Genomic DNA, 23,950 nt, shown 5'->3' with positions numbered 1-23,950 from the left:
CACTTACGCCTATGAAGCCTTCTATCGTCGCTAAACTGGAAGCTCTGCACGAGCGCCATGAAGAAGTCCAGGCGCTGCTCGGCGATGCCGGGACCATTGCGGACCAGGAACGTTTTCGCGCGCTCTCGCGTGAATACGCGCAGTTAAGTGATGTTTCCAAATGCTTTACCGACTGGCGACAGGTTCAGGAAGATATCGAAACCGCGCAGATGATGCTCGACGATCCTGAAATGCGCGAGATGGCGCAGGAAGAGTTGCAGGATGCGAAAGCGCGTTCTGAGGAGATGGAGCAGCAGCTCCAGGTGCTTCTGCTGCCAAAAGATCCGGACGATGAGCGTAACGCGTTCGTGGAAGTCCGCGCCGGGACCGGCGGTGACGAAGCGGCGCTGTTTGCCGGGGATCTGTTCCGCATGTACAGCCGCTACGCCGAGTCGCGTCGCTGGCGCGTGGAGATCATGAGCGCCAACGAAGGCGAACACGGTGGCTACAAAGAGGTTATCGCCAAGATCAGCGGCGACGGCGTATACGGTCGTCTCAAGTTTGAATCCGGCGGTCACCGCGTGCAGCGCGTACCGGCTACCGAATCTCAGGGCCGTATCCACACCTCTGCCTGTACGGTGGCGGTAATGCCGGAGCTGCCGGAAGCAGAACTGCCGGACATCAATCCTGCGGACCTGCGTATTGATACCTTCCGCTCCTCCGGGGCGGGTGGTCAGCACGTCAACACCACCGACTCCGCCATCCGTATTACCCACCTGCCAACCGGCATCGTCGTCGAATGTCAGGACGAGCGTTCACAGCACAAAAACAAAGCCAAAGCGTTGTCCGTGCTGGGCGCGCGTATCCACGCGGCCGAAATGGCGAAACGCCAGCAGGCGGAAGCGTCTACGCGTCGTAACCTGCTGGGCAGCGGCGATCGCAGCGACCGTAATCGCACCTATAATTTCCCGCAGGGCCGCGTAACCGACCACCGCATCAACCTGACGCTGTACCGTCTGGACGAGGTGATGGAAGGGAAGCTGGATATGCTGATCGAGCCTATCGTGCAGGAATACCAGGCCGACCAGTTGGCGGCACTGTCCGAGCAGGAATAATGGATTTTCAGCGCTGGTTACGTGAGGCGGTCGGAGAGCTTTCAGAAAGCGAAAGCCCGAAACGCGATGCCGAAATTTTGCTTGAGCATGTGACGGGTAAAGCCCGCACGTATCTGCTGGCTTTTGGTGAAACCGAACTGACCGCGGAGCAGGAAGCGCAGCTCGCCTCGCTGCTCGCCCGTCGTAAAACCGGCGAGCCGGTGGCGCATCTTGTTGGTGAGCGAGAGTTCTGGTCGTTACCGCTCTACGTTTCGGCGGCGACGCTGATCCCGCGTCCGGACACGGAGTGTCTGGTTGAGCAGGCGCTGGCGCGATTACCGGCGGCGGCCTGCAGCATACTCGATCTCGGTACCGGTACAGGTGCCATCGCGCTGGCGCTGGCCACCGAGCGGCCCGACTGTACGGTGACGGCGGTGGATGTAATACCCGACGCGGTGGCGCTGGCGCAGCGTAACGTGGAACGTCTCGGGCTAAGCAACGTGACGGTGCTGCAGAGCAGCTGGTTTGCAGCACTTGCGAATCGTTCATTTGCGCTGATTGTCAGCAATCCTCCCTACATCGACGAATATGACCCGCACCTTGCGCGGGGAGATGTTCGCTTCGAACCGCTCACGGCGCTGGTTGCTGCGAACGCGGGATTAGCCGATCTTGATCACATTGTTACAACGTCACGGAAACATTTACTTCCCGGCGGCTGGCTGCTTGTGGAACATGGCTGGACGCAGGGAGAGGCCGTGCGGGCACTGTTTACCGAAGCAGGCTACGCCGCTGTTGAAACCTGCCGCGACTACGGCGGCAACGAACGCCTGACGCTGGGGCAGTGGCTATGAGCCTGTTTACCGTGCTCTTTATCGTCCACCTGATTTCCGTTGCGCTGACCATCAGCTTTTTCATCGTCCGTTACTGGTGGCGTTACAGCAACAATCCCCTGATGGATGCCCGCTGGGCGCGTATCGCGCCGCACTGTATCGACACGCTGTTGCTCCTTTCCGGTGCCGGGCTCATGTGGAAGACAGGCTATCTGCCATTTACTGATAAAGGCGCATGGCTGACTGAAAAGCTGTTTGGCGTTATCATCTACATCGTTTTGGGTTTTATCGCGCTTGGACGTCGTCGTCCGCGCAGCCAGCAGGTCGGGTTTATCGCCTTTCTGCTGGGTCTGGTGGTGCTGTACATCATCATTAAACTCGCCACCACAAGAATACCGTTACTGGGGTAAGTCATGAGGTCCTTAGCCGATTTCGAATTTAATAAAGTGCCGCTTTGCGATGGCATGATCCTGATTTCTGAGATGATTCGCGACGATTTTACGTCGCAGTTTGTCTACGATGAGCTGGAGAATCTGGTCAGCCTGGCGCGTGAAGAGATTAATCAGGCTCGCCCGCAAGACTGGCAATTAGAGAAGCTGCTGGAGCTTTTCTACGGCGAATGGGGTTTCTGCGACACGCGGGGCGTGTATCGCCTGTCTGACGCATTATGGCTGGACCAGGTCTTAAAAAATCGTCAGGGCAGCGCCGTTGCGCTGGGTTCTATTTTACTGTGGGTCGCGCACCGCCTGGATATTCCGCTGGTGCCGGTCATCTTTCCGACGCAGATGATCCTGCGTGCGGAGTGGCTGGACGGCGAGATGTGGCTCATTAATCCCTTCAACGGCGACACGCTGGATGAACATACGCTGGACGTGTGGCTGAAAGGCAACATCAGCCCAGTGGCTGAGCTCTTCAACGAAGATCTCGACGAGGCGGATAACGCAGAAGTGATCCGCAAGCTGCTCGATACGCTGAAGTCTGCGTTAATGGAAGAGCGTCAAATGGAGCTGGCCCTGCGCGCCAGCGAAGTGCTGCTGCAGTTTAATCCGGAAGACCCGTACGAAATTCGCGACCGCGGCTTGATCTACGCCCAGCTCGACTGCGAGCACGTGGCGCTGAACGATCTGAGCTATTTCGTCGAGCAGTGTCCGGAAGACCCTATTAGCGAAATGATTCGTGCGCAGATCAACGCGATCTCGCACAAGCAAATTACACTGCATTAATCTTAATTCCGATTCACACCTGAATAAGGCGATCCTATGAAACAAAAAGTGGTTAGCATTGGTGATATCAAGGTAGCAAACGACCTGCCGTTCGTGCTGTTTGGCGGCATGAACGTGCTGGAATCCCGCGACCTCGCCATGCGTATCTGCGAGCACTACGTGACCGTGACCCAGAAGCTGGGCATCCCGTACGTGTTTAAAGCCTCTTTTGACAAAGCCAACCGCTCCTCTATCAACTCTTACCGTGGCCCGGGCCTGGAAGAAGGGATGAAGATTTTCCAGGAGCTGAAGCAGACCTTTGGCGTGAAAGTGATCACCGACGTGCATGAAGCCTCCCAGGCGCAGCCGGTGGCAGACGTGGTTGACGTGATTCAGCTCCCGGCATTCCTGGCTCGTCAGACCGACCTGGTTGCGGCGATGGCGAAAACCGGTGCCGTGATTAACGTGAAAAAACCACAGTTCGTCAGCCCGGGTCAGATGGGCAACATCGTCGATAAGTTTATCGAAGGCGGTAACGATCGGGTCATCCTGTGCGACCGTGGCGCTAACTTCGGTTACGACAACCTGGTTGTCGACATGCTGGGCTTCAGCGTGATGAAAAATGTCTCCGGCCAGTCTCCGGTGATTTTCGACGTGACCCACGCGCTGCAGTGCCGCGACCCGTTCGGCGCCGCGTCCGGTGGCCGTCGTGCGCAGGTGACCGAACTGGCGCGCGCCGGCATGGCGACCGGCCTGGCTGGCCTGTTCATTGAAGCGCACCCGGATCCGGATAACGCGAAATGCGACGGCCCATCCGCGCTGCCGCTGGATAAGCTGGAGCCGTTCCTGAAGCAGATCAAAGCGATTGACGATCTGGTGAAGAGCTTCGACGAACTGGATACCAGCAAGTAATAAAAAACCCGCTTCGGCGGGTTTTTTTATGGGGCATATTGACGGGTGGCGCTGCGCTTACTCGGCCTACGAAACCCGTAGGCCCTGCAAGCGCAGCACCGCTGGGCAAAAAGGCTAAGCAAAAATCGTCATCAAGTATGCAATAAACAACGCCATATGCGCCGCACCGTTCAGCACGTTGGTACGCCCGGTGGAAAACGAAATCTGGCACAGCAGCAACGAGGCAACCATCACAATCATCTCCGGCGCGCCCAGCGCAAACTGCAGCTCGTTACCGGTCATAAAGGCAATCAGCGTCACCACCGGCACGGTGAGTGAAATGGTCGCCAGCACGGAGCCAAAGAACAGGTTCATTGCGCGCTGCACCTGATTATTCAACACCGCTTTCAGTGCGCCCAGCCCTTCAGGCGACAGGATCAGCAGCGCCACCAGGAAGCCGGTAAACGCCACCGGCGCGTTCAGCTCGGTTAACAGCGTCTCCAGCGGGTTGGCGTTCATCTTGGTGACGGCAATCACCGCAATCAGATGCACGATCAGCCAAACCGTATGCCACGCGCTGCTGTGGGCCGACGGCTTACCGTGGTGCGGGTCATCGTCGTCGCTGTCGTCTTCATGCTCATACACAAACAGGCTCTGGTGCGTTTTGGTCTGAATCAACAGGAACACGCCGTACATGGCAGCGGAAATCAGGGCGACCAGCAGCGCCTGACCGGTGGAGAAGTTTGCACCCGGCAGCGCCATCGGGAAGACCAGCACGATAATCGCCAGCGGGAAGAGGGCAATCAGATACTGTTTAATGCCGAACAGGTTCATATACTGGGTCGCGAACTTGCGGCCGCCCAGCAGCAGAGAGAAGCCCACCAGGCCTCCCGTCACAATCATAATGATCGAGTAGAGCGTGTCGCGCATCAGCGTCGGCGCGGCATCGCCGGTCGCCATGAGCGCGGAAATCAGGCTGACTTCGAGAATAACGACGGAAAGGCTGAGAATTAACGATCCGTAGGGCTCGCCCAGACGGTGGGCCAGGACGTCCGCATGGCGAACAACGCTAAATGCGCTGGTCAAGATGCCCACCAGGGCAAGAATATTGATACCAACCACCACTGGCAGTGACTGACTGCTTCCCCAGAAGAGCAGCACAGCCAGTGCCAGAACCGGGAAAATGAGTGACGTCTCCTTGTGGCGGGTCTTTACCGCCTCGTGTGTTGCTGTCATGTGCTTCTCCATCAATGCAGGTGCTTGTAATTATAGATAGATTTTTGAGGGCATTAAACTAACAGATCTCTGTTAAATACCCTTTATCTTTTACTTAATTTTACCTTTTATCATGATTTTTCTTTTTGATGTCTATAATTAGCTGTCTTTATTTATTATTCATTAAATAACAATGAATTAGAAATGATATTTATTCATAAATTATCGCGGAGTGGCACCATGCCATATCGTCGTCCACACTTATCTCTTTAAGCAAAAGAGAGGTGAGTGATGCCATATAAAACGAAACGCGAATTACCCGATAACGTGCAAAACGTGCTGCCCGCTCACGCGCAGGATATCTACAAAGAGGCGTTTAACAGTGCCTGGGATCAGTACAAAGATAAGGACGATCGCCGGGATGATGCCAGCCGTGAAGAGACGGCACACAAAGTCGCCTGGGCCGCCGTAAAACATGAATATGAAAAAGGAGACGACGATAAATGGCATAAAAAGAAATAGCCGTGAAATAATTCGCTGCCTTCATTTTGACTTTTCAGGCGGTTGAACTGCCGTTGTATTGCAACTGGTCCGCTAATTGCTTATCGTTATTTAACTGCTGGCAAAATGACCAGCACATAATGCCGGGAAGGCGAATTACAGATGTCGCAAGGAAGCATGCAGTGGCGGAGGTGTAAAGTGTTAACGCGTGATTTCTTAATGAAGGCAGATTGTAAGACGGCATTTGGTGCTATTGAGGAATCGCTTCTCTGGTCAGCTGAACAACGTGCGGCGTCACTTGCTGCCACGCTTGCCTGCCGCCCGGATGATGGCCCGGTATGGATTTTTGGCTACGGTTCTCTGATGTGGAACCCGGCTCTGGAATTTGTCGAATCGGCAACGGGAACGCTGCCTGGCTGGCACCGCGCATTTTGCCTGCGCCTGACGGCCGGACGCGGCAGCGCGTGCCAGCCGGGGCGCATGCTTGCACTGAAAGAGGGCGGACGCACCACGGGCGTGGCGTATCGCCTTCCGGATGCCACGCTGGAAGAGGAGCTCACGCTGCTCTGGAAGCGTGAGATGATCACTGGCTGCTATATGCCGAGCTGGTGCAAGCTGGAACTGGATGACGGTCGTACCGTTAATGCGCTGGTATTTATTATGGATCCGCGCCATCCGCTGTATGAAGCGGATACCCGCACGCAGGTGATTGCTCCGTTGATTGCCACCGCGAGCGGGCCGCTGGGCACCAACGCGCAGTATCTCTTCTCCCTCGATCAGGAGTTGACCCGCCTCGGCATGCAGGACGATTGTCTGAATGAACTGGTAGCGAAGGTAAAGGCGCTGCTGGAAGGGAACCCGCTCAACGGCACGCTGCGACCGGGTTTTGCCTGAAAATACGCACGGTTCGCCGGGCGTATGACGTTATGCGGCCACGTAGCTGACGGAATGCTCCAGCGACTGGCTGTGGCTGTCGATCAGCACATCCCACGTGCCGGTATACGGCACGGTAAGCCAGGCGTTATCATCCTGCACGGTCAGAATATCCGCCTGGGATTGTTTTTGCGCTTTCGCACTCATGAGATGAATACGACAGCGCTCTGAGCAACGCACCACTACCGTATCCCCGCCAAACAGTTTCAAACTTGTTTTTACCAGTGCCATTTTTTACCCCGTAGTCTTAAACAACGCTCTCCCTGCAGCCATATCCGAGAGTGATGTTGTTCACAATTCACTCATGGCATAACACCAAAGGGGAGGGGGTGGGATGCTGATTTTGATCAAAAAATGGCATAACGTTTAAACAAAAATGACAAAATTCCTGAAAGCATTCAGCTGGCGCGGGTTTTAACCGGTAAACCCGCGCCGGAATAAAATTAAATGCGGAAATGGCCGGCCGTTTCAGCAAGGTCGCCCGCCTGGCTCTGCAGGGCACCCGCAGCGGCGGCGGATTGCACGACCAGCTCGGCGTTCTGCTGAACCATGCGGTCGAGATGGGTCACCGCGTGGTTGATCTCGTGAATGCCTTTCATCTGCTCGCTGGTGGCGATGGAGATTTCACGCATGATGCCGGAGACGCTGCCGATGCTGGAGCGGATCTCGTCCATGCTTTCCCCGGCCAGATGCACGTAGCGGGAGCCGGTTGCCACGCTGTCGGTGGTGGAGTCGATCAGCGATTTGATCTCTTTCGCAGCCTGAGCGCTTCGGCTCGCCAGGTTACGCACTTCGCCTGCTACGACGGCAAACCCGCGCCCCTGCTCACCGGCACGCGCCGCCTCGACGGAAGCGTTCAGCGCCAGAATGTTGGTCTGGAAAGCAATGCCGTCAATAACGCTGGTGATGTCGCCAATTTTTGCCGACGCGACTTCAATGGACTGCATGGTGCTGATCGCCTGGGAGACTACCTCGCCGCCGCGCGCAGCGGCCGCAGAGGCTTTGCTCGCCTGATCGTTCGCTTCTGCCGCCGACTCGTTCGACTGCGTCACGGAGGCGGTGATCTGCTCCACGGCGCTGGCCGTCTCGCGCAGGCTGGACGCCGCCTGCTCGGTACGTCCGGAAAGATCCTGGTTACCCGCGGCAATCTCCTGGGCGGCGTTTTTCACCGACTCGCTGGCATCACGGAGCTGTACCATCACCACCGACAGCTTATCGCTAAAGGCGTTAAAGGCCTGAGCAATCTGCGCCACCTCGTCCTCGCCGCTGTCCGGCAGACGCTGCGACAGATCGTTAGTCCCGTTGGCAATGTTGTGCATCGCGTCGCGAATGTCAGACAGGCGCTTCAGCAGACGGGCAATCAGGAAGTGAACAATGGCCGCGCTCAGCAGCGCCAGGATCACCAGCGAAATCGCCGATGCCTTGAGCATGGAACGCATGCCGGAGGTGGCATCACCGTTGTCGAGCGCGACGACTAACAGCCAGTTTGTGCCCGGCACGGCTGTTGCCACGAAGGTTTTTTCCGCGTCGTTAAGCGTGCCGTCGACAAGGTTACCGCTTTTCAGCGCGGCAAAATCGATGCCTTTGATGGTCTCAGCGAACGGTTTAAGCGTCAGAGCCGGGTCGTTAGCGGCAATTACGCTGCCGTCACTGTTCAGAAGCAACCCGCTGCTGGACGGGGTTGGATGGATCCCGCGAACGTTCGCCACCACGCTGTCCATGGCCACATCGCCAGCCACCACCGCTTTCAGGGTGCCATTCTCTTTCACCGGCACGGCGAAGGTCACCACCAGTTTACCGGTACCCGCATCAACGTAGGGCGCGGTGACGACCGGACCGTCCGTACTGACCACCTGCTGATACCAGGGGCGAATGGTCGGGTCATAATCAGCCGGAACGCCCGCCGGTTCAGAGAATTTCGCCGTTTTGCTGGCGTAGCCGACATAAACGTTAGTGAACCCACCCGCCTGCGCAAGCTGTTTAAACACCGGAACCGGATCGTCACTCAGCGCAACGGTCTGGGCAGAGGCAATCACCGTCATCTTGCTTTTGACCCAGTCGGCAATCGCCATGTTATGGCTGGCGCTGGTGCTGGTCAGGATATCGCGCTGCGACTGTTGGTTATCCTGACGGGTGACCTGGAAGTTAATAACGGTGTTGAGGAGAAGGGCGACGACCAGACAACCTGCCGTCGCAGCGATGATGCGTGCACGAATCGATCTGAACATAAGTGAAATACCTGCTGTGTTGTTTCCATGCCTATCGGCAACCCCGCAGGTAAACTTGATGCTGAAACCGCGTCCATAAGAAAATAATATTTTTACGGGTTTATTATTAAAAAGTTAATACTTTATCAGCGGACAGCGTCCACTCGGCCAGCTCAACCAGCGTACCAATTTCAACGCCATCAATCAGCGGTAGTCCGGTAATGCCGCGCCCGTCGGTGCAGGTTTTGCACAGCTTCACCGGCACGTTTTGCGCGGTCAGGATCTCCAGCATCTGCTGGATGTTATAGCCCTCTGCCGGTTTTTGACCTTTCAGCCCCGCAGTTACCGCGTCCGACATTAAAAAGAGGCGTAACGCCAGGTCGCTCTCTTTTTCACGCAGCGCAATGGCCAGGCGCAGGCTGTTAAAAAGGGATTCACTTCCGTAGGCCGCACCGTTAGCGACGATAACAATCTTTTGCATGTTGACTCCTGTACATATAAAGGCACGAATAATATAGGGTTTACCGAGTTTACGCTGCCTGCTGCTGTCAATAAACTTCAGGATATTCCTGAAATTTCCCGTAAGGCTGCAATTCTTTCTTGATCGCGTTAAGGTAAGAAGTCTTTTATAAAAATCCAGGCGCTAAATCCGACGTTGATGGCTGTATCGTCTCGCATTCGTTTTCTGTTATTACTCTCCCTTCTGTCGGCCGGAGCCGTTCACGGTGCGCCGAATTCCTTTATGCATCAGGCCCAGCACCCCTTTGATAATAACGGGGACAGTCTGCCCGACCTCGGCATGGCGGCGCCAACGGGCGAGGGGGAGAAGCATCTGGCCGAAATGGCGAAAGCCTTTGGTGAAGCCAGCATGACCGACAACGGTCTGACGACCGGCGAACAGGCGCGTCAGTTTGCTTTTGGTCAGGTGCGCGACGCGGTAAGCGGCGAAGTGAACCAGCAGATTGAATCCTGGCTTTCGCCCTGGGGGAACGCCAGCGTGAACTTACTGGTCGATAACGACGGCAAATTTAACGGCAGCAACGGGAGCTGGTTTATCCCGTGGAACGATAACAACCGTTATCTGAGCTGGAGCCAGCTTGGCCTGACCCAGCAGACGGATGGCCTGGTCAGCAACGCCGGTATAGGCCAGCGCTGGGTAGCGGGGAAATGGCTGCTGGGTTACAACACCTTTTACGATAATCTCCTGGATGAAAATCTGCAGCGTGCCGGGCTGGGCGCGGAAGCGTGGGGGGAAAATCTGCGCCTCTCAGCCAACTATTATCAGCCCTTTAGCGGCTGGCGCGAGCGCTCTGACGTCAAGGAGCAGCGCATGGCGCGCGGATATGACGTCACCGCTAAAGCCTGGCTGCCGTGGTTCCACCATCTCAATACCAGCGTTAGCTTCGAGCAATACTATGGCGATAACGTCGATCTCTTCAACAGCGGAACCGGCTATCACAATCCCGTAGCGGTGAATCTTGGGCTTAACTATACCCCCGTTCCGCTGGTCACTTTGACCGCCGGGCACAAGCAGGGCGAAAGCGGCGAGAGCCAGAATAACCTCGGACTGAAGCTCAACTATCGCTTCGGCGTGCCGCTGGTGAAGCAGCTTTCCGCCGGTGAAGTCGCCGCCACGCGTTCCCTGCGCGGAAGCCGCTATGATTCGCCGGAGCGCAATAGCCTGCCGGTGATGGAGTTCCGCCAGCGCAAAACGCTGTCCGTCTGGCTGGCAACGCCGCCGTGGGACCTGAAAGGGGGCGAGACCGTTATGCTGAAGCTTCAGGTTCGCAGCACGAACGGTATTCGTCAGATCCACTGGCAGGGGGATACGCAGGCACTGAGCCTGACGTCACCGGCGAAAAGCAACAGCACCGACGGCTGGAGTGTGATTATGCCTGCCTGGGATGACCGTGAAGGCGCGACAAACCGCTGGCACCTGTCGGCTGTGGTAGAAGATGAGAAAGGCCAGCGCGTCTCGTCCAATGAGATCACGCTTGCCGTGGTGCAGCCGCTGGTCGCACTGCCTGACGACGATCCGCGCTGGAAGCTGCTGCCGGATGAGTAGCCCTTAAAAAATGCGTTCCTGATGCACCCACACGGCGGCTTCAACGCGGGATTTTAGCTTCATTTTCTTCAGCATATGCTTCACGTGCACTTTCACCGTGCTTTCGGTGATGTCCAGACGACGGGCGATCATCTTGTTCGGCAGCCCCTGGGCAATCAGTTTGAGAATATCGCGCTCGCGCGGCGTGAGCTGGCTGACGTCACGGTCAGAGGTGGCGCGGTTCGCCCGCAGGCTGGCTGCCAGGACCGGCGTTAAGGCTTCGCTGAGCACCATCTCGCCCGCCGCCGCCTGCTGCAGCGCCTTAAGCAGATCTTCCGGCTCCATGTCTTTCAGCAGATAGCCGTCAGCGCCGCGCTTAAGCGCCGTGACCACGTCCTCTTCATGGTTCGACACGCTAAAGACGACGATGCGTCCGGAAAGCGATTTTTCCCGCAGCTTGTCGAGGGTCTCCAGACCGTTCATGCCGGGCATATTCAGATCGAGCAGGATCAGATCGGGATCGAGGGATTCGGCAAGCTCAATGCCCTGTTCGCCGTTGCTGGCTTCGCCCACCACGGTGATATCGGGTGCCATGCTGACCAGCTGTTTCACGCCAGTACGCAGCATCGGATGGTCGTCGATCAACAGGATGGATGCCGGTTCCTGATTAGTCATGGGTTTCTCCTTGAGCAGTTGTAAGCGGTTTCTCGGGAATAAAGGTGACGACAACTTCCGTGCCGCCCGTTTCTCTCCGGCGAACCTGGCAATCACCGCGCAGGCTTTGGGCGCGGTCTCGCATAATGATTAAACCATAGTGGTTAGTCCGTTCGGCATTTTCCGGCACGCCGCGGCCGTTGTCGTGAACCGTCAGTCTGACCTGATTGTCGTGCTGGCTGACGGTGACCGTGACCGCCGTCGCTTCGGCGTGTTTAAGCACATTGCTTAGCGCTTCGCGGGCGATCTGCAGTAAATGTATGGCCTGATGGGAGGGGACAAACCGCGGCGGCAGCTGGTAATCCAGCTTCACCGGGAACCCCAGCCTGGCGCTAAATTCGTGACAGCTGGCTTCCAGCGCCGGGCGCAGGCCCGGCTCGGTCAGCTGCAGGCGGAAGGTGGTCAGCAGCTCGCGCAGCTGCACCCAGGAGGTATTCAGCTCGTTGCGGATCTGGCCGAGCAGCTGCTTATTGCTTTCGGGCATCTCCGCATCCTGCATCTGCAGGCAGCTCACCTGCATTTTCATACAGGAGAGCGACTGGGCGATAGAGTCGTGAAGCTCGCGGGCAATCGTCGCGCGCTCTTCCATGACGATCAGCTGCTGCTGCTTTTCCTGATGCCTGTCGAGCGCCAGCGTGGCCGTTAGCTGTTCAACCAGCGTATCCACCAGCTGCTGCTGGTCGTGGCTCAGGTGACGCCCGGCTGGCAGCGTTGCCAGCAGAATACCGTACTGGGTGTGGCTGTCGGTCAGGCGCCACTTCAGGGTGGTGCCGCCGGTCGTCAGCGGCGGCAGGCCGCGAGGGCAAAGATGGCAGCCTTTGTCATCGCAGGACATATCCGACTGGCAGGTAAATTCCTGATGGTTGTCTTCGTCTTCCACATCGTAGACCCGCAGCTCAAGGTCGTGAAGCAGGGTCAGATTTTGCAGACCGTTCAGCACCGGCGAGAGACGTTCACATAGCGGCACCTGCATGTGCAGACGACGGTTGGCCTGCCACAGGAATGAGAGGATCTCGTTTTTCTGCTCCAGCCCGGCCGTTTTTTCCTGAACGCGCTGCTCCAGCACCGCGTAGCTCTCGGAGAGCTCTGCCGACATGGTATTAAGCGCCTGGCCGAGCATGGCCATCTCGTTGCGCCCGCTGATGTGCGTGCGCTGGGTAAAATCGCGTGCGGTGACCGCGCGGGCCATTGCCAGCAGCTGTTTCCACGGGTTCAGCAGCCGCGCGCGAAGCCAGACGATGGTGAAGATCAGCAGCAGACCCATAAACAGCGCCATGGCGCGGTGCACCATCACCACCCGGTCGATGCGTAATTCGGTGGTTTGGTCGAAAGAGGAGACCAGTGCATCAATACGTGAGACAAACCCCGCCACGTCCTGTGCGACGGTTTCCGTGCTGCGTGCCTGTTTCAGCCCTGGCTGCAGCTGGGTGTGCCAGTACCCCTGAAGAGCCTTAAGCTGGGACTGCTGGCCGGCGCGGACAGCGGCGTTTTCCAGTTCGGGGCTGAAAACCGTGCGCTCCATTTCATCAATCAGGGGCCGATCGTCCTGCGTCAAGGGAACCGATGCCAGCAGGCGATAGCTCTGCATGCGCAGCGAGCCTGCCTCGTTGATGGCATGCGCATTACCCTGTACTCCCTGTACCAGCCAGCCTGAGATCGCCATGCCGGTCACGCCGATGGCGGTGGACAGCAAAACGATCAGAGCGAGCTGATTCACGAGCGTCAGCGGAGATAAACATCTTTTTAACATAGAGGTGGCGTGCTCCTGACGTGGCCTGCTTGCAGGAATGGCGCTATTCTGGTGCATACCCTGGAGTATACCCATACCAATAAAGGATTACCCCTAAATTGCCAACGGAGTAGGGGGAAGGAGGTGAGGGTAGCCATGAACCGTCAGCGCCGTGAAAAACCACGTCTTTTTTACCGAATTAGCCTACTCACTAAGGGTGAGGCCTTATTTTGCTCCGCAAATCCCCCCACTTTTCCTTTGATTTATATCAACTTACCGCCGCCCTAAAACCCTAATGTTTGCAGCATCATTCGAGAATCAGAGGTGTCTATGAGTCACTCATCCGCTCCCGAAAGGGAAAATGGTGCCGTTATTACAGACTGGCGTCCAGAGGATCCGGCGTTCTGGCAACAGCGCGGCCATCGTGTAGCAAGCCGGAATCTGTGGATTTCCGTGCCCTGTTTGTTATTAGCGTTTTGCGTATGGATGTTGTTTAGCGCGGTGGCGGTCAACCTGCCGAAAGTCGGCTTTACGTTTACGACCGATCAGCTGTTCATGCTGACCGCGCTGCCGTCGCTGTCGGGCGCTCTGCTGCGCGTCCCTTACGCGTTTATGGTGCCGGTGTTTGGCGGCCGTCGCTGGACGGCGTTCAGTACGGGCATCATGATCGTTCCCTGCGTCTGGCTCGGCTTCGCGGTGCAGGATACCTCTACGCCATTTAGCGTATTCGTGATTATCTCCCTGCTGTGCGGTTTTGCGGGCGCGAACTTCGCCTCCAGCATGGCGAACATCAGCTTCTTCTTCCCGAAAGCGAAGCAGGGCGGCGCGCTGGGCATTAACGGCGGTCTGGGGAATATGGGCGTGAGCGTGATGCAGCTGATTGCCCCGCTGGCGATCTCTGTTTCTATTTTTGCGGCCTTTGGCGGCGCTGGCGTTGAGCAGGCAGATGGTTCTTCCCTTTATCTGCAGAACGCCGCCTGGATCTGGGTGCCGTTCCTCGTGGTCTTCACCCTCGCAGCCTGGTTCTTTATGAATGACCTGTCCGCGTCGAAGGCATCGCTGAGCGAACAGCTGCCGGTGCTGAAGCGTGGACACCTCTGGGTGATGGCGCTGCTGTATCTGGCGACCTTCGGTTCGTTTATTGGCTTCTCGGCGGGCTTCGCGATGCTGTCGAAAACGCAGTTCCCGGACGTGCAGATCCTGCAATTCGCCTTCTTCGGCCCGTTTATTGGTGCCCTTGCTCGCTCGCTGGGCGGCATGGTGTCTGACCGTCTGGGCGGTACCCGCGTGACGCTGGTTAACTTCGTCGTGATGGCGGTATTCTGCGCGCTGCTGTTCCTCACGCTGCCGGCCGACGGACAGGGCGGTAACTTCATCGCCTTCTTCGGCGTGTTTATGGTGCTGTTCCTGACGGCCGGTCTGGGGAGCGCGTCCACCTTCCAGATGATCTCCGTGATCTTCCGTAAGCTGACGATGGATCGCGTGAAGGCGCAGGGCGGCAGCGAAGAGCAGGCCATGCGCGAAGCGGCGACGGATACGGCTGCGGCGCTGGGCTTCATCTCCGCCATCGGCGCAATTGGCGGCTTCTTTATCCCGAAAGCGTTCGGTATCTCACTCGACCTGACCGGCTCTCCGGCGGGTGCCATGAAAGTCTTCCTCGTCTTCTATATCGCCTGCGTCGTGATTACGTGGCTGGTATATGGCCGTAATACCAAGAAAAATAAGTAAGTATGATTATCCGTTTACGCGGCCTTCGGGCCGCGTTTTTTTTACATTGAAAATAGTTACAACATACTGATGGGTTTACACAGAAGCCCGCGGATAACACTGTGATCGCCATCGCTTTGCAGGGCGCTCTACCCCTTAATACCTGAGATGTTAAATTCTGACTGGCTTTTTGTACGATGAAATAAAAATAACTTTATATTTCATGTTGATATGATTTTCCTGGAGATACCGCTTTGGTGGTATTCGGTGTAACCCCTCGCCTGAAAGTCCCTCGTCGTCTTGATCGTTATCAATTCTCCCCCTCTTTCAGGGCGTTACCTTCGCTGCAAATCAGCAATGTCGATTTAGAGAGCCACAGGCTCCATACAGGAGATACCCGATGAGCAAATTTTTGGACCGGTTTCGCTACTTCAAACAGAAGGGTGAAACTTTTGCCGATGGGCACGGCCAGGTTCTGGATACCAACCGGGACTGGGAAGACGGTTACCGTCAGCGCTGGCAGCATGACAAAGTCGTCCGTTCGACCCACGGCGTGAACTGTACTGGCTCATGCAGCTGGAAGATTTTCGTTAAAAATGGTCTGGTGACCTGGGAAATGCAGCAGACCGACTACCCGCGCACCCGCCCGGATATGCCGAACCACGAACCGCGCGGCTGCCCGCGTGGCGCCAGCTACTCCTGGTATCTCTACAGCGCGAACCGTCTGAAATACCCTCTGATGCGCAAGCGCCTGATGAAAATGTGGCGTGAAGCGAAAGTGCAGCACAGCGATCCGGTGGATGCCTGGGCGTCCATCATCGAAGACGCTGACAAAGCGAAAAGCTTCAAGCAGGCTCGCGGCCGCGGCGGCTTTGTGCGTTCCTCCTGGAAAGAGGTGAACGAGCTGATTGCCGCCTCCAACGTCTACACCGTCAAAACCTACGGTCCTGACCGCGTGGCGGGCTTCTCGCCGATCCCGGCGATGTCGATGGTCTCTTATGCCTCCGGCGCGCGCTATCTCTCCTTAATCGGCGGTACCTGCCTGAGCTTCTACGACTGGTATTGCGACCTGCCGCCAGCGTCTCCGCAGACCTGGGGCGAGCAGACCGATGTGCCGGAATCCGCGGACTGGTACAACTCCAGCTACATCATCGCCTGGGGCTCAAACGTGCCTCAGACCCGTACGCCGGACGCGCACTTCTTTACCGAAGTGCGTTACAAAGGTACCAAAACCGTGGCGGTGACCCCGGACTACGCGGAAATCGCCAAGCTTTGCGATCTGTGGCTGGCGCCGAAACAGGGTACCGATGCCGCGATGGCGATGGCGATGGGCCACGTCATGCTGCGCGAGTTCCATCTGGATAAACCAAGCCAGTACTTCACCGACTACGTCCGCCGCTATACCGACATGCCGATGCTGGTCATGCTGGAAGAGCGTGACGGGTACTATGCCGCAGGCCGTACGCTGCGTGCTGCCGATCTGGTGGATTCGCTGGGTCAGGAAAATAACCCTGAGTGGAAAACCGTTGCGTACAACAGCAACGGCGAGCTGGTGGCGCCAAACGGCTCTATCGGCTTCCGCTGGGGCGAGAAGGGCAAGTGGAACCTTGAGCAACGTAACGGCACGACCGGCGAAGAGACGGAGCTGCGCCTGAGCATGCTGGGTAGCCAGGACGAAATCGCTGAAGTCGGGTTCCCGTACTTCGGCGGCGAAGGTTCCGAGCACTTCAACAAGGTTGAACTGAAAAACGTACTGATGCACAAGCTGCCGGTTAAGCGCCTGCAGCTGGCCGACGGCTCTACCGCGCTGGTCACCACCGTCTATGACCTGACCATGGCGAACTATGGCCTGGAACGCGGTCTGGGCGATGAAAACTGCGCAACCGGCTATGACGACGTGAAAGCCTACACCCCGGCCTGGGCGGAAAAGATCACCGGTGTACCGCGCGCACACATTACCCGTATCGCACGTGAGTTCGCAGAAAACGCGGACAAAACACACGGCCGTTCGATGATCATCGTCGGTGCGGGCCTGAACCACTGGTATCACCTCGATATGAACTACCGTGGCCTGATCAATATGCTGATCTTCTGCGGCTGCGTAGGTCAGAGCGGCGGCGGCTGGGCGCACTACGTGGGCCAGGAAAAACTGCGTCCGCAGACCGGCTGGCAGCCGCTGGCGTTTGCCCTCGACTGGCAGCGCCCGGCACGCCACATGAACAGCACCTCCTACTTCTATAACCACTCCAGCCAGTGGCGCTACGAGACGGTCACCGCGCAGGAGCTGCTGTCGCCGATGGCGGATAAATCCCGCTACAGTGGGCACCTGATTGACTTCAACGTGCGCGCCGAGCGCATGGGCTGGCTGCCGTCGGCGCCGCAGCTGGGCACGAACCCGCTGCGCATCGCGGAAGCGGCGAAGAAAGCGGGCATGTCACCGGTGGATTACACCGTGAAATCCCTGAAGGATGGCTCAATCCGCTTCGCGGCGGAACAGCCGGAAAACGGTAAAAACCACCCGCGTAACCTGTTCATCTGGCGCTCCAACCTGCTGGGCTCGTCCGGTAAAGGCCACGAGTATATGCTGAAATACCTGCTCGGTACCGAAAACGGTATCCAGGGGAAAGATCTCGGCAAGCAGGGCGGCGTGAAGCCGGAAGAGGTGGAGTGGAAAGATAACGGTCTCGACGGCAAGCTGGATCTGGTGGTGACGCTCGATTTCCGTCTGTCCAGCACCTGCCTGTACTCGGACATCGTGCTGCCAACCGCGACCTGGTACGAAAAAGACGACATGAATACCTCGGATATGCATCCGTTTATTCATCCACTGTCTGCGGCCGTTGACCCGGCGTGGGAATCAAAAAGCGACTGGGAAATCTACAAAGACATCGCGAAGAAATTCTCCGAAGTCTGCGTGGGGCACCTGGGCAAAGAGACCGACGTGGTGACGCTGCCAATCCAGCACGACTCCGCCGCCGAACTGGCGCAGCCGCTGGACGTGAAGGACTGGAAAAAAGGCGAATGCGACCTGATCCCGGGCGTGACCGCACCGCACATTATTCCGGTTGAACGCGACTACCCGGCAACCTACGAGCGCTTTACCTCTATCGGCCCGCTGATGGAGAAAATCGGTAACGGCGGGAAGGGGATCGCCTGGAACACCCAGAGCGAAATGGATCTGCTGCGTAAGCTCAACTACACCAAAGCGGACGGCCCGGCGAAAGGCCAGCCAATGCTGAATACGGCGATTGATGCGGCAGAGATGATCCTGACCCTGGCCCCGGAAACCAACGGCCACGTTGCCGTCAAAGCCTGGGCGGCACTGAGCGAGTTCACCGGTCGCGACCATACGCACCTGGCGACGAATAAAGAGGAAGAGAAAATCCGCTTCCGCGATATTCAGGCCCAGCCGCGCAAGATTATCTCCAGCCCGACCTGGTCAGGCCTGGAAGACGAGCATGTGTCTTATAACGCGGGCTACACCAACGTTCACGAGCTGATCCCATGGCGCACCCTGTCAGGCCGTCAGTCGCTGTATCAGGATCACCAGTGGATGCGCGACTTCGGAGAAAGCCTGCTGGTTTACCGTCCGCCAATCGACACCCGGTCCGTCAAAGCGGTGATGGGCGCGAAATCGAACGGTAACCCTGAGAAGGCGCTGAACTTCCTGACGCCGCACCAGAAGTGGGGTATTCACTCCACCTACAGCGACAACCTGCTGATGCTGACCCTGTCGCGCGGCGGTCCGATCGTCTGGATGAGCGAAACGGACGCTAAAGATCTGGGTATTGAGGATAACGACTGGATCGAAGTGTTCAACAGTAACGGTGCCCTGACGGCGCGTGCGGTGGTGAGCCAGCGCGTACCTGCCGGGATGACCATGATGTACCACGCGCAGGAACGTATCGTTAACCTGCCGGGGTCAGAAATTACCGAGCAGCGCGGCGGGATCCACAACTCTGTGACCCGCATTACGCCGAAGCCGACCCACATGATCGGCGGCTATGCGCAGCTGGCCTACGGCTTTAACTACTACGGCACCGTAGGATCGAACCGCGACGAGTTCGTGGTGGTACGTAAGATGAAGAACATTAACTGGTTAGACGGCGAAGGTAATGACCAGGTACAGGAGAGCGTAAAATGAAAATTCGTTCACAAGTCGGCATGGTGCTGAATCTGGATAAATGCATCGGCTGCCATACCTGCTCGGTCACCTGTAAAAACGTCTGGACCAGCCGTGAAGGTATGGAATACGCCTGGTTCAACAACGTCGAAAGCAAGCCGGGCACCGGCTTCCCCACCGACTGGGAAAACCAGGAGAAGTGGAAGGGCGGCTGGATCCGTAAAATCAACGGCAAGCTGCAGCCGCGCATGGGTAACCGCGCGATGCTTCTGGGAAAAATCTTCGCTAACCCGCACCTGCCGGGCATCGATGATTACTACGAGCCGTTTGATTACGACTACCAGAACCTGCACAACGCGCCGGAAGGCAAACACCAGCCGATCGCCCGTCCTCGCTCGCTGATCACCGGTCAGCGCATGGACAAAATTACCAGCGGTCCAAACTGGGAAGAGATTCTGGGCGGCGAGTTCGAGAAACGCGCCAAAGACCAGAACTTTGAGAACATGCAGAAGGCGATGTACGGCCAGTTCGAAAACACCTTCATGATGTATCTGCCGCGCCTGTGCGAGCACTGCCTTAACCCGGCGTGCGTGGCGACCTGCCCGAGCGGGGCCATCTACAAGCGTGAAGAAGACGGCATCGTGCTGATCGACCAGGACAAGTGCCGCGGCTGGCGTATGTGCATCACTGGCTGCCCGTACAAAAAGATCTACTTCAACTGGAAGAGCGGCAAATCCGAGAAGTGTATCTTCTGCTACCCGCGTATTGAAGCCGGGATGCCAACCGTCTGTTCCGAAAGCTGCGTAGGCCGTATTCGCTACCTCGGCGTGCTGCTGTACGACGCGGACGCGATTGAAAACGCAGCCAGCACCGAGAACGAGAAAGATCTGTATCAGCGTCAGCTGGACGTGTTCCTCGATCCGAACGATCCGAAGGTCATTGAGCAGGCGCTGAAGGACGGCATTCCGCAGAGCGTGATTGACGCCGCGCAGCAGTCGCCGGTGTACAAAATGGCGATGGACTGGAAGCTGGCCCTGCCGCTGCATCCGGAATACCGCACGCTGCCGATGGTCTGGTACGTGCCGCCGCTGTCGCCGATTCAGTCTGCCGCTGACGCGGGCGAACTGGGCAGCAACGGTATCCTGCCGGACGTGGAGAGCCTGCGTATCCCGGTTCAGTACCTGGCAAACCTGCTGACCGCAGGGGACACCCAGCCGGTACTGCTGGCGCTGAAGCGCATGCTGGCGATGCGTCACTTCAAGCGTGCCGAAACCGTGGACGGCGTAACCGATACCCGCGCGCTGGAAGAGGTCGGTCTGACCGAAGCGCAGGCGCAGGAGATGTACCGCTATCTGGCGATTGCCAACTACGAAGACCGTTTCGTGGTGCCAAGCAGCCATCGTGAACTGGCCCGCGAAGCCTTCCCGGAAAAAAATGGCTGTGGTTTTAGCTTTGGCGACGGTTGCCACGGGTCAGACAGCAAATTCAACCTGTTCAACAGCCGCCGCATCGACGCCATGGATGTGACCAGTAAAACGGAGCCGCACTCATGATTGAACTCGTCATTGTTTCGCGTCTGCTCGAGTACCCGGATGCTGCGCTTGCGCAGCATCAGCAGGAGCTCTTTGATGCACTCGCGTCATCTGAAAATCTGGATAAAGAGGATGCCCAGAAGCTTGGCGTTTTCCTCCGGGACCTGTTAGCGCGCGACCTTCTGGACGCGCAGGCGGACTACAGCCAGCTGTTTGACCGCGGACGTGCAACGTCCCTGCTGCTGTTTGAACACGTTCACGGTGAATCCCGTGACCGCGGTCAGGCGATGGTGGATCTTATGGCCCAGTACGAACAGCACGGCCTGCAGCTCGACAGCCGCGAACTGCCGGACCATCTGCCGCTCTATCTGGAGTACCTGGCGCAGCTGCCGAAAGAGGAGGCGCTGGGCGGTCTGCAGGACATTGCGCCGATCCTGGCGCTGCTCGGCGCGCGTCTTCAGCAGCGGGAGAGCCGCTATGCGGTGCTGTTCGATCTGCTGGTGAAGCTGGCCAACGCCGCGGTCGACAGTGAAAAAGTGGCGGAGAAAATCGCCGATGAAGCCCGCGATGATACGCCACAGGCGCTGGATGCGGTCTGGGAAGAAGAGCAGGTGAAATTCTTTGCTGACCAGAACTGCGGCGAGTCTGAAATCTCCGCTCACCAGCGTCGCTTTGCCGGCGCGGTTGCCCCGCAATATTTGAATATCTCTAACGGAGGACGGCACTAATGCACTTCCTGAATATGTTCTTCTTTGACATTTACCCGTATATCGCGGGCACCGTGTTCCTGGTGGGAAGCTGGCTGCGTTATGACTACGGCCAGTACACCTGGCGCGCCGCCTCCAGCCAGATGCTGGATCGTAAAGGGATGCATGTGGGGTCTAACCTGTTCCACATCGGTATTCTGGGGATTTTTGCCGGTCACTTCCTGGGGATGCTGACGCCGCACTGGATGTATGAAGCGTGGCTACCGATTGAGGTGAAGCAGAAGATGGCGATGATCGCGGGCGGTGCCTGTGGGGTGATGACCTTAGTAGGTGGCCTGCTGCTGCTGAAACGTCGTCTGTTCAGCCCACGCGTGCGTGCGACCACGACCGCAGCGGATATCCTGATCCTCTCCCTGCTGATGGTGCAGTGCGCGCTGGGCCTGCTGACCATCCCGTTCTCGGCGCAGCATATGGACGGCAGTGAAATGATGAAGCTGGTCGGATGGGCGCAGTCCGTGGTGACATTCCACGGCGGAGCGTCCGCGCACCTGGACGGCGTGGCGTTTATCTTCCGCGTTCACCTGGTGCTGGGGATGACGCTGTTTGTGCTGTTCCCGTTCTCTCGTCTGGTGCATATCTGGAGTGCGCCGGTAGAGTACCTGACGCGCAAATACCAGATTGTGCGCGCCCGTCGCTAATCCGCCGTTTTGATGCCAACCCCGCACTCGCGGGGTTTTTTTTCGCCCCAGCCCAGGTTATTGCCCGCTGCAGCAAACAGAATCAGCGCGCCGCCCGCCAGCTGCGTCAGGTTCAGCGCGTGTCCGAACACCAGATTATCAACAACAATTGCCACCACCGGATAGATAAACGAGAGGGAGCCGGTTACAGGCGTCGGCAGCTTCTGAATTGCGCTGTAGAGCAACTGGTACATAATGCCGGTATGGACGATGCCCAGCGTCAGCAGGATCGGCCACGGGAAATCACCGGAAAATGACGGCATGCTGGCAAACGGCAGAAGCATCACGACGCCCGTCAGCACCTGGATAAAGGCAATATGCTGCGGCGCAACGGATCTGAGTTTGCGGGCAATAATGGCCGTGACCGCGTAGAAGAAAGCCGCGGCCATCGCCAGGCCGATTCCGGCGAGCCATTCACCGCCATGCGCGCCGGTCAGCTCGCTGGAGAGCAGTATCACCACGCCGCCAAAGGCGAGGAACAGCCAGCCCCATTTCACGAGGCTGACGCGTTCACCTAAAAACATCCCCATCAGGACCAGCATAAACGGCTGGGTGTTATAGACCACGGTCGAAAGGCCAATCGAGATCCGCGCATAGGCTGCGAAGAGCAGCAGCCAGTTCACCACTAATGCCACGCCGCCGAGAATGGCCAGCAGCAGTGTGGTGCGGGTGAGGGGACTAAAGGGCTTTTGACTTACCCGGATAAAAATAAAAAGCGCCACTGCTCCGATAAGACAGCGCCAGAACACGACTTCCGTCACCGGCAGACCGGAGAGCAAAACGAACGCGCCGATAGAGCCGGAAATTAACATCGCCAGGCTCATTTGCCAGACGCCTTTATGTAAATCACGCATCATCCACCTCCTGATTAATGACGTTATTGTCGAAAATCGCTGTCGGGTTTTACAGGGGTGATATAAGGTTAAAGAGGTGAAAGGCTTTTTAAAATTAGGTGAAAAGAATGGAATGCCTTCTTGACGATATCGACCGACAAATTTTAGCCTGCCTCGTTGAGGATGCGCGCATGTCTTTGAAGGTGCTCAGCGGACGCATCGGTCTGACATCCCCCAGCACGGCAGAACGCCTGAAGAGGCTGGAAGAGCGCGGTGTGATTCAGGGTTATGGTGCGCGTGTGAATCTGGCAGCGCTGGGCTATACGCTGCAGGCGCTGGTGCGCGTGCGGCCTTTGCCTGGGTTGTTGCATAAGGTGGATAAATACATTCAGGCGATGCCGGAGTGTATTGAGAGCGACAAAGTCACCGGGGAAGATTGCTTTGTGATTAGGCTGGTGGTGCGCTCGATAGAGCAACTGGATGCGTTGCTGGACGGCCTGGCGGAGCATGCCCAGTGTAATACGTCGATTGTGAAGAGTTCGCCGGTCAAGCGGCGTTTGCCGCCGATGTAGCCATTTTTCGCCGGGTGGCGGCTGCGCCTTACCCGGCCTACAAAGGCGGATTCGTTTTTTATCTTGGAGAAGTGATGGTGGTGGGGGAAGGATTACTCGGCGCGTTGCGCCTCGCCCTTCGGGTCGTTGCCTGCGGCAACGCTTTCTCGCTGCGCTCGAATCGAACCTTAGTCGAAGCTTCTCATCCTTCCCCGTTACGGAAATGCATGATGCCTGGTGCGAACTGAAGGTTTGGAATCGTTTGAAAGTGATGGTGGTGGGGGAAGGATTACTCGGCGCGTTGCGCCTCGCCCTTTGGGTCGTTGCCTGCGGCAACGCTTTCTCGCTGCGCTCGAATCGAACCTTAGTCGAAGCTTCTCATCCTTCCCCGTTACGGAAATTCATGATGCCTGGTGCGAAT

The 23,950-nt window shown here is 57.5% G+C and carries 21 protein-coding genes and 2 other RNA genes; 14 read left to right on the top strand and 9 right to left on the bottom strand.

The features are described from left to right. Nucleotides 1–11: 11 nt before the first annotated feature. Genes prfA through kdsA form a run of 5 tightly spaced genes read left to right on the top strand, consistent with a single transcriptional unit; the run spans nucleotide 12 to nucleotide 4,017 of the window. Entirely contained in the window at nucleotides 12–1,094 is a 1,083-nt protein-coding gene (gene prfA / locus V1587_RS15360; RefSeq protein ID WP_021240360.1) for a peptide chain release factor 1, read from the top strand. Next, nucleotides 1,094–1,924: a peptide chain release factor N(5)-glutamine methyltransferase gene (gene prmC / locus V1587_RS15355; protein ID WP_371898596.1), complete on the top strand. Its 831-nt coding sequence runs from the start codon at nucleotides 1,094–1,096 to the stop codon at nucleotides 1,922–1,924. Before prfA ends, prmC begins: the two co-directional genes overlap by 1 nt. After that, the gene (sirB2, locus tag V1587_RS15350) at nucleotides 1,921–2,313 is read left to right on the top strand and encodes an invasion regulator SirB2 (RefSeq protein ID WP_371898595.1); all 393 of its coding nucleotides are present in this window, start codon (nucleotides 1,921–1,923) and stop codon (nucleotides 2,311–2,313) included. Before prmC ends, sirB2 begins: the two co-directional genes overlap by 4 nt. Before the next feature lie 3 nt (nucleotides 2,314–2,316). Next, the gene (sirB1, locus tag V1587_RS15345) at nucleotides 2,317–3,126 is read left to right on the top strand and encodes an invasion regulator SirB1 (RefSeq protein WP_024907069.1); all 810 of its coding nucleotides are present in this window, start codon (nucleotides 2,317–2,319) and stop codon (nucleotides 3,124–3,126) included. Between the two features lie 36 nt (nucleotides 3,127–3,162). Then, nucleotides 3,163–4,017: a 3-deoxy-8-phosphooctulonate synthase gene (gene kdsA, locus V1587_RS15340; RefSeq protein WP_223537224.1), complete on the top strand. Its 855-nt coding sequence runs from the start codon at nucleotides 3,163–3,165 to the stop codon at nucleotides 4,015–4,017. A gap of 114 nt (nucleotides 4,018–4,131) precedes the next feature. Here kdsA and chaA read toward each other — a convergent pair whose 3' ends face one another. Then, nucleotides 4,132–5,232 (bottom strand): sodium-potassium/proton antiporter ChaA, encoded by a 1,101-nt coding sequence (gene chaA, locus V1587_RS15335; RefSeq protein ID WP_024907071.1) that lies wholly within the window; start codon nucleotides 5,230–5,232, stop codon nucleotides 4,132–4,134. Nucleotides 5,233–5,502: 270 nt separating this feature from the next. Here chaA and chaB point away from each other — a divergent pair, with 270 nt between their 5' ends. Next, a complete protein-coding gene (gene chaB / locus V1587_RS15330) occupies nucleotides 5,503–5,733 on the top strand; it encodes a putative cation transport regulator ChaB (RefSeq protein WP_008499518.1) in 231 nt (76 codons plus the stop codon). A gap of 177 nt (nucleotides 5,734–5,910) precedes the next feature. Beyond that, nucleotides 5,911–6,606: a gamma-glutamylcyclotransferase gene (locus tag V1587_RS15325; protein ID WP_371898594.1), complete on the top strand. Its 696-nt coding sequence runs from the start codon at nucleotides 5,911–5,913 to the stop codon at nucleotides 6,604–6,606. Nucleotides 6,607–6,636: 30 nt separating this feature from the next. On the opposite strand, the gene V1587_RS15320 is transcribed toward V1587_RS15325, so the two are convergent. The 3 genes from V1587_RS15320 to V1587_RS15310 all read right to left on the bottom strand — a co-directional run bounded on the left by V1587_RS15320 (nucleotide 6,637) and on the right by V1587_RS15310 (nucleotide 9,333). Beyond that, entirely contained in the window at nucleotides 6,637–6,876 is a 240-nt protein-coding gene (locus V1587_RS15320) for a DUF1883 domain-containing protein (protein WP_008499520.1), read from the bottom strand. 212 nt (nucleotides 6,877–7,088) lie between these two features. Further along, the gene (locus tag V1587_RS15315) at nucleotides 7,089–8,873 is read right to left on the bottom strand and encodes a methyl-accepting chemotaxis protein (protein ID WP_371898593.1); all 1,785 of its coding nucleotides are present in this window, start codon (nucleotides 8,871–8,873) and stop codon (nucleotides 7,089–7,091) included. Between the two features lie 106 nt (nucleotides 8,874–8,979). Continuing rightward, nucleotides 8,980–9,333: a DsrE/DsrF/TusD sulfur relay family protein gene (locus tag V1587_RS15310; protein WP_008499522.1), complete on the bottom strand. Its 354-nt coding sequence runs from the start codon at nucleotides 9,331–9,333 to the stop codon at nucleotides 8,980–8,982. A gap of 177 nt (nucleotides 9,334–9,510) precedes the next feature. On the opposite strand from V1587_RS15310, the gene V1587_RS15305 reads away from it, so the two are divergent. Next, on the top strand, nucleotides 9,511–10,917 hold the full coding sequence (locus V1587_RS15305; protein ID WP_371898592.1) for a YchO/YchP family invasin: 1,407 nt from the start codon (nucleotides 9,511–9,513) through the stop codon (nucleotides 10,915–10,917). 3 nt (nucleotides 10,918–10,920) lie between these two features. Here the strand turns inward: V1587_RS15305 and narL are convergent, their stop codons facing one another. Both narL and narX read right to left on the bottom strand, forming a co-directional pair. Further along, a complete protein-coding gene (narL, locus tag V1587_RS15300) occupies nucleotides 10,921–11,571 on the bottom strand; it encodes a two-component system response regulator NarL (protein WP_008499531.1) in 651 nt (216 codons plus the stop codon). Then, nucleotides 11,564–13,360, bottom strand: coding sequence for a nitrate/nitrite two-component system sensor histidine kinase NarX (gene narX / locus V1587_RS15295; protein WP_371898591.1), 1,797 nt, complete (start codon nucleotides 13,358–13,360; stop codon nucleotides 11,564–11,566). The genes narL and narX overlap by 8 nt, the downstream gene beginning before the upstream one ends. A gap of 309 nt (nucleotides 13,361–13,669) precedes the next feature. On the opposite strand from narX, the gene V1587_RS15290 reads away from it, so the two are divergent. The 5 genes from V1587_RS15290 to narI all read left to right on the top strand — a co-directional run bounded on the left by V1587_RS15290 (nucleotide 13,670) and on the right by narI (nucleotide 22,106). Continuing rightward, entirely contained in the window at nucleotides 13,670–15,067 is a 1,398-nt protein-coding gene (locus V1587_RS15290; protein WP_196352995.1) for a NarK family nitrate/nitrite MFS transporter, read from the top strand. 379 nt (nucleotides 15,068–15,446) lie between these two features. Further along, nucleotides 15,447–19,190 carry a nitrate reductase subunit alpha gene (locus V1587_RS15285; RefSeq protein WP_371898590.1) on the top strand — a complete coding sequence of 1,248 codons (3,744 nt, stop codon included), beginning with the start codon at nucleotides 15,447–15,449 and terminating at the stop codon, nucleotides 19,188–19,190. Beyond that, on the top strand, nucleotides 19,187–20,722 hold the full coding sequence (narH, locus tag V1587_RS15280; protein ID WP_063621892.1) for a nitrate reductase subunit beta: 1,536 nt from the start codon (nucleotides 19,187–19,189) through the stop codon (nucleotides 20,720–20,722). The genes V1587_RS15285 and narH overlap by 4 nt, the downstream gene beginning before the upstream one ends. Beyond that, complete coding sequence (gene narJ, locus V1587_RS15275) at nucleotides 20,719–21,429, top strand: nitrate reductase molybdenum cofactor assembly chaperone (RefSeq protein ID WP_045908972.1); 711 nt, start codon at nucleotides 20,719–20,721, stop codon at nucleotides 21,427–21,429. The genes narH and narJ overlap by 4 nt, the downstream gene beginning before the upstream one ends. Then, nucleotides 21,429–22,106, top strand: coding sequence for a respiratory nitrate reductase subunit gamma (narI, locus tag V1587_RS15270; protein ID WP_023312107.1), 678 nt, complete (start codon nucleotides 21,429–21,431; stop codon nucleotides 22,104–22,106). Before narJ ends, narI begins: the two co-directional genes overlap by 1 nt. Here narI and V1587_RS15265 read toward each other — a convergent pair. Then, on the bottom strand, nucleotides 22,103–22,999 hold the full coding sequence (locus tag V1587_RS15265) for a DMT family transporter (RefSeq protein ID WP_395314591.1): 897 nt from the start codon (nucleotides 22,997–22,999) through the stop codon (nucleotides 22,103–22,105). The genes narI and V1587_RS15265 overlap by 4 nt on opposite strands. Before the next feature lie 107 nt (nucleotides 23,000–23,106). On the opposite strand from V1587_RS15265, the gene V1587_RS15260 reads away from it, so the two are divergent. Continuing rightward, nucleotides 23,107–23,550 carry an Lrp/AsnC family transcriptional regulator gene (locus V1587_RS15260; RefSeq protein ID WP_371898589.1) on the top strand — a complete coding sequence of 148 codons (444 nt, stop codon included), beginning with the start codon at nucleotides 23,107–23,109 and terminating at the stop codon, nucleotides 23,548–23,550. A gap of 75 nt (nucleotides 23,551–23,625) precedes the next feature. Here V1587_RS15260 and V1587_RS15255 read toward each other — a convergent pair. Together V1587_RS15255 and V1587_RS15250 are read right to left on the bottom strand one after the other, a co-directional pair. Beyond that, nucleotides 23,626–23,756, bottom strand: a non-coding RNA gene (locus V1587_RS15255) — RtT sRNA. Between the two features lie 45 nt (nucleotides 23,757–23,801). Further along, a non-coding RNA gene (locus tag V1587_RS15250) (RtT sRNA) lies at nucleotides 23,802–23,932 on the bottom strand. Nucleotides 23,933–23,950: the final 18 nt, after the last annotated feature.

The organism is Enterobacter sp. ECC-249, assembly GCF_043965265.1.
GTDB classification, from domain to species: domain Bacteria; phylum Pseudomonadota; class Gammaproteobacteria; order Enterobacterales; family Enterobacteriaceae; genus Enterobacter; species Enterobacter quasiroggenkampii.
This window is presented reverse-complemented; position numbering and strand designations above follow the sequence as displayed.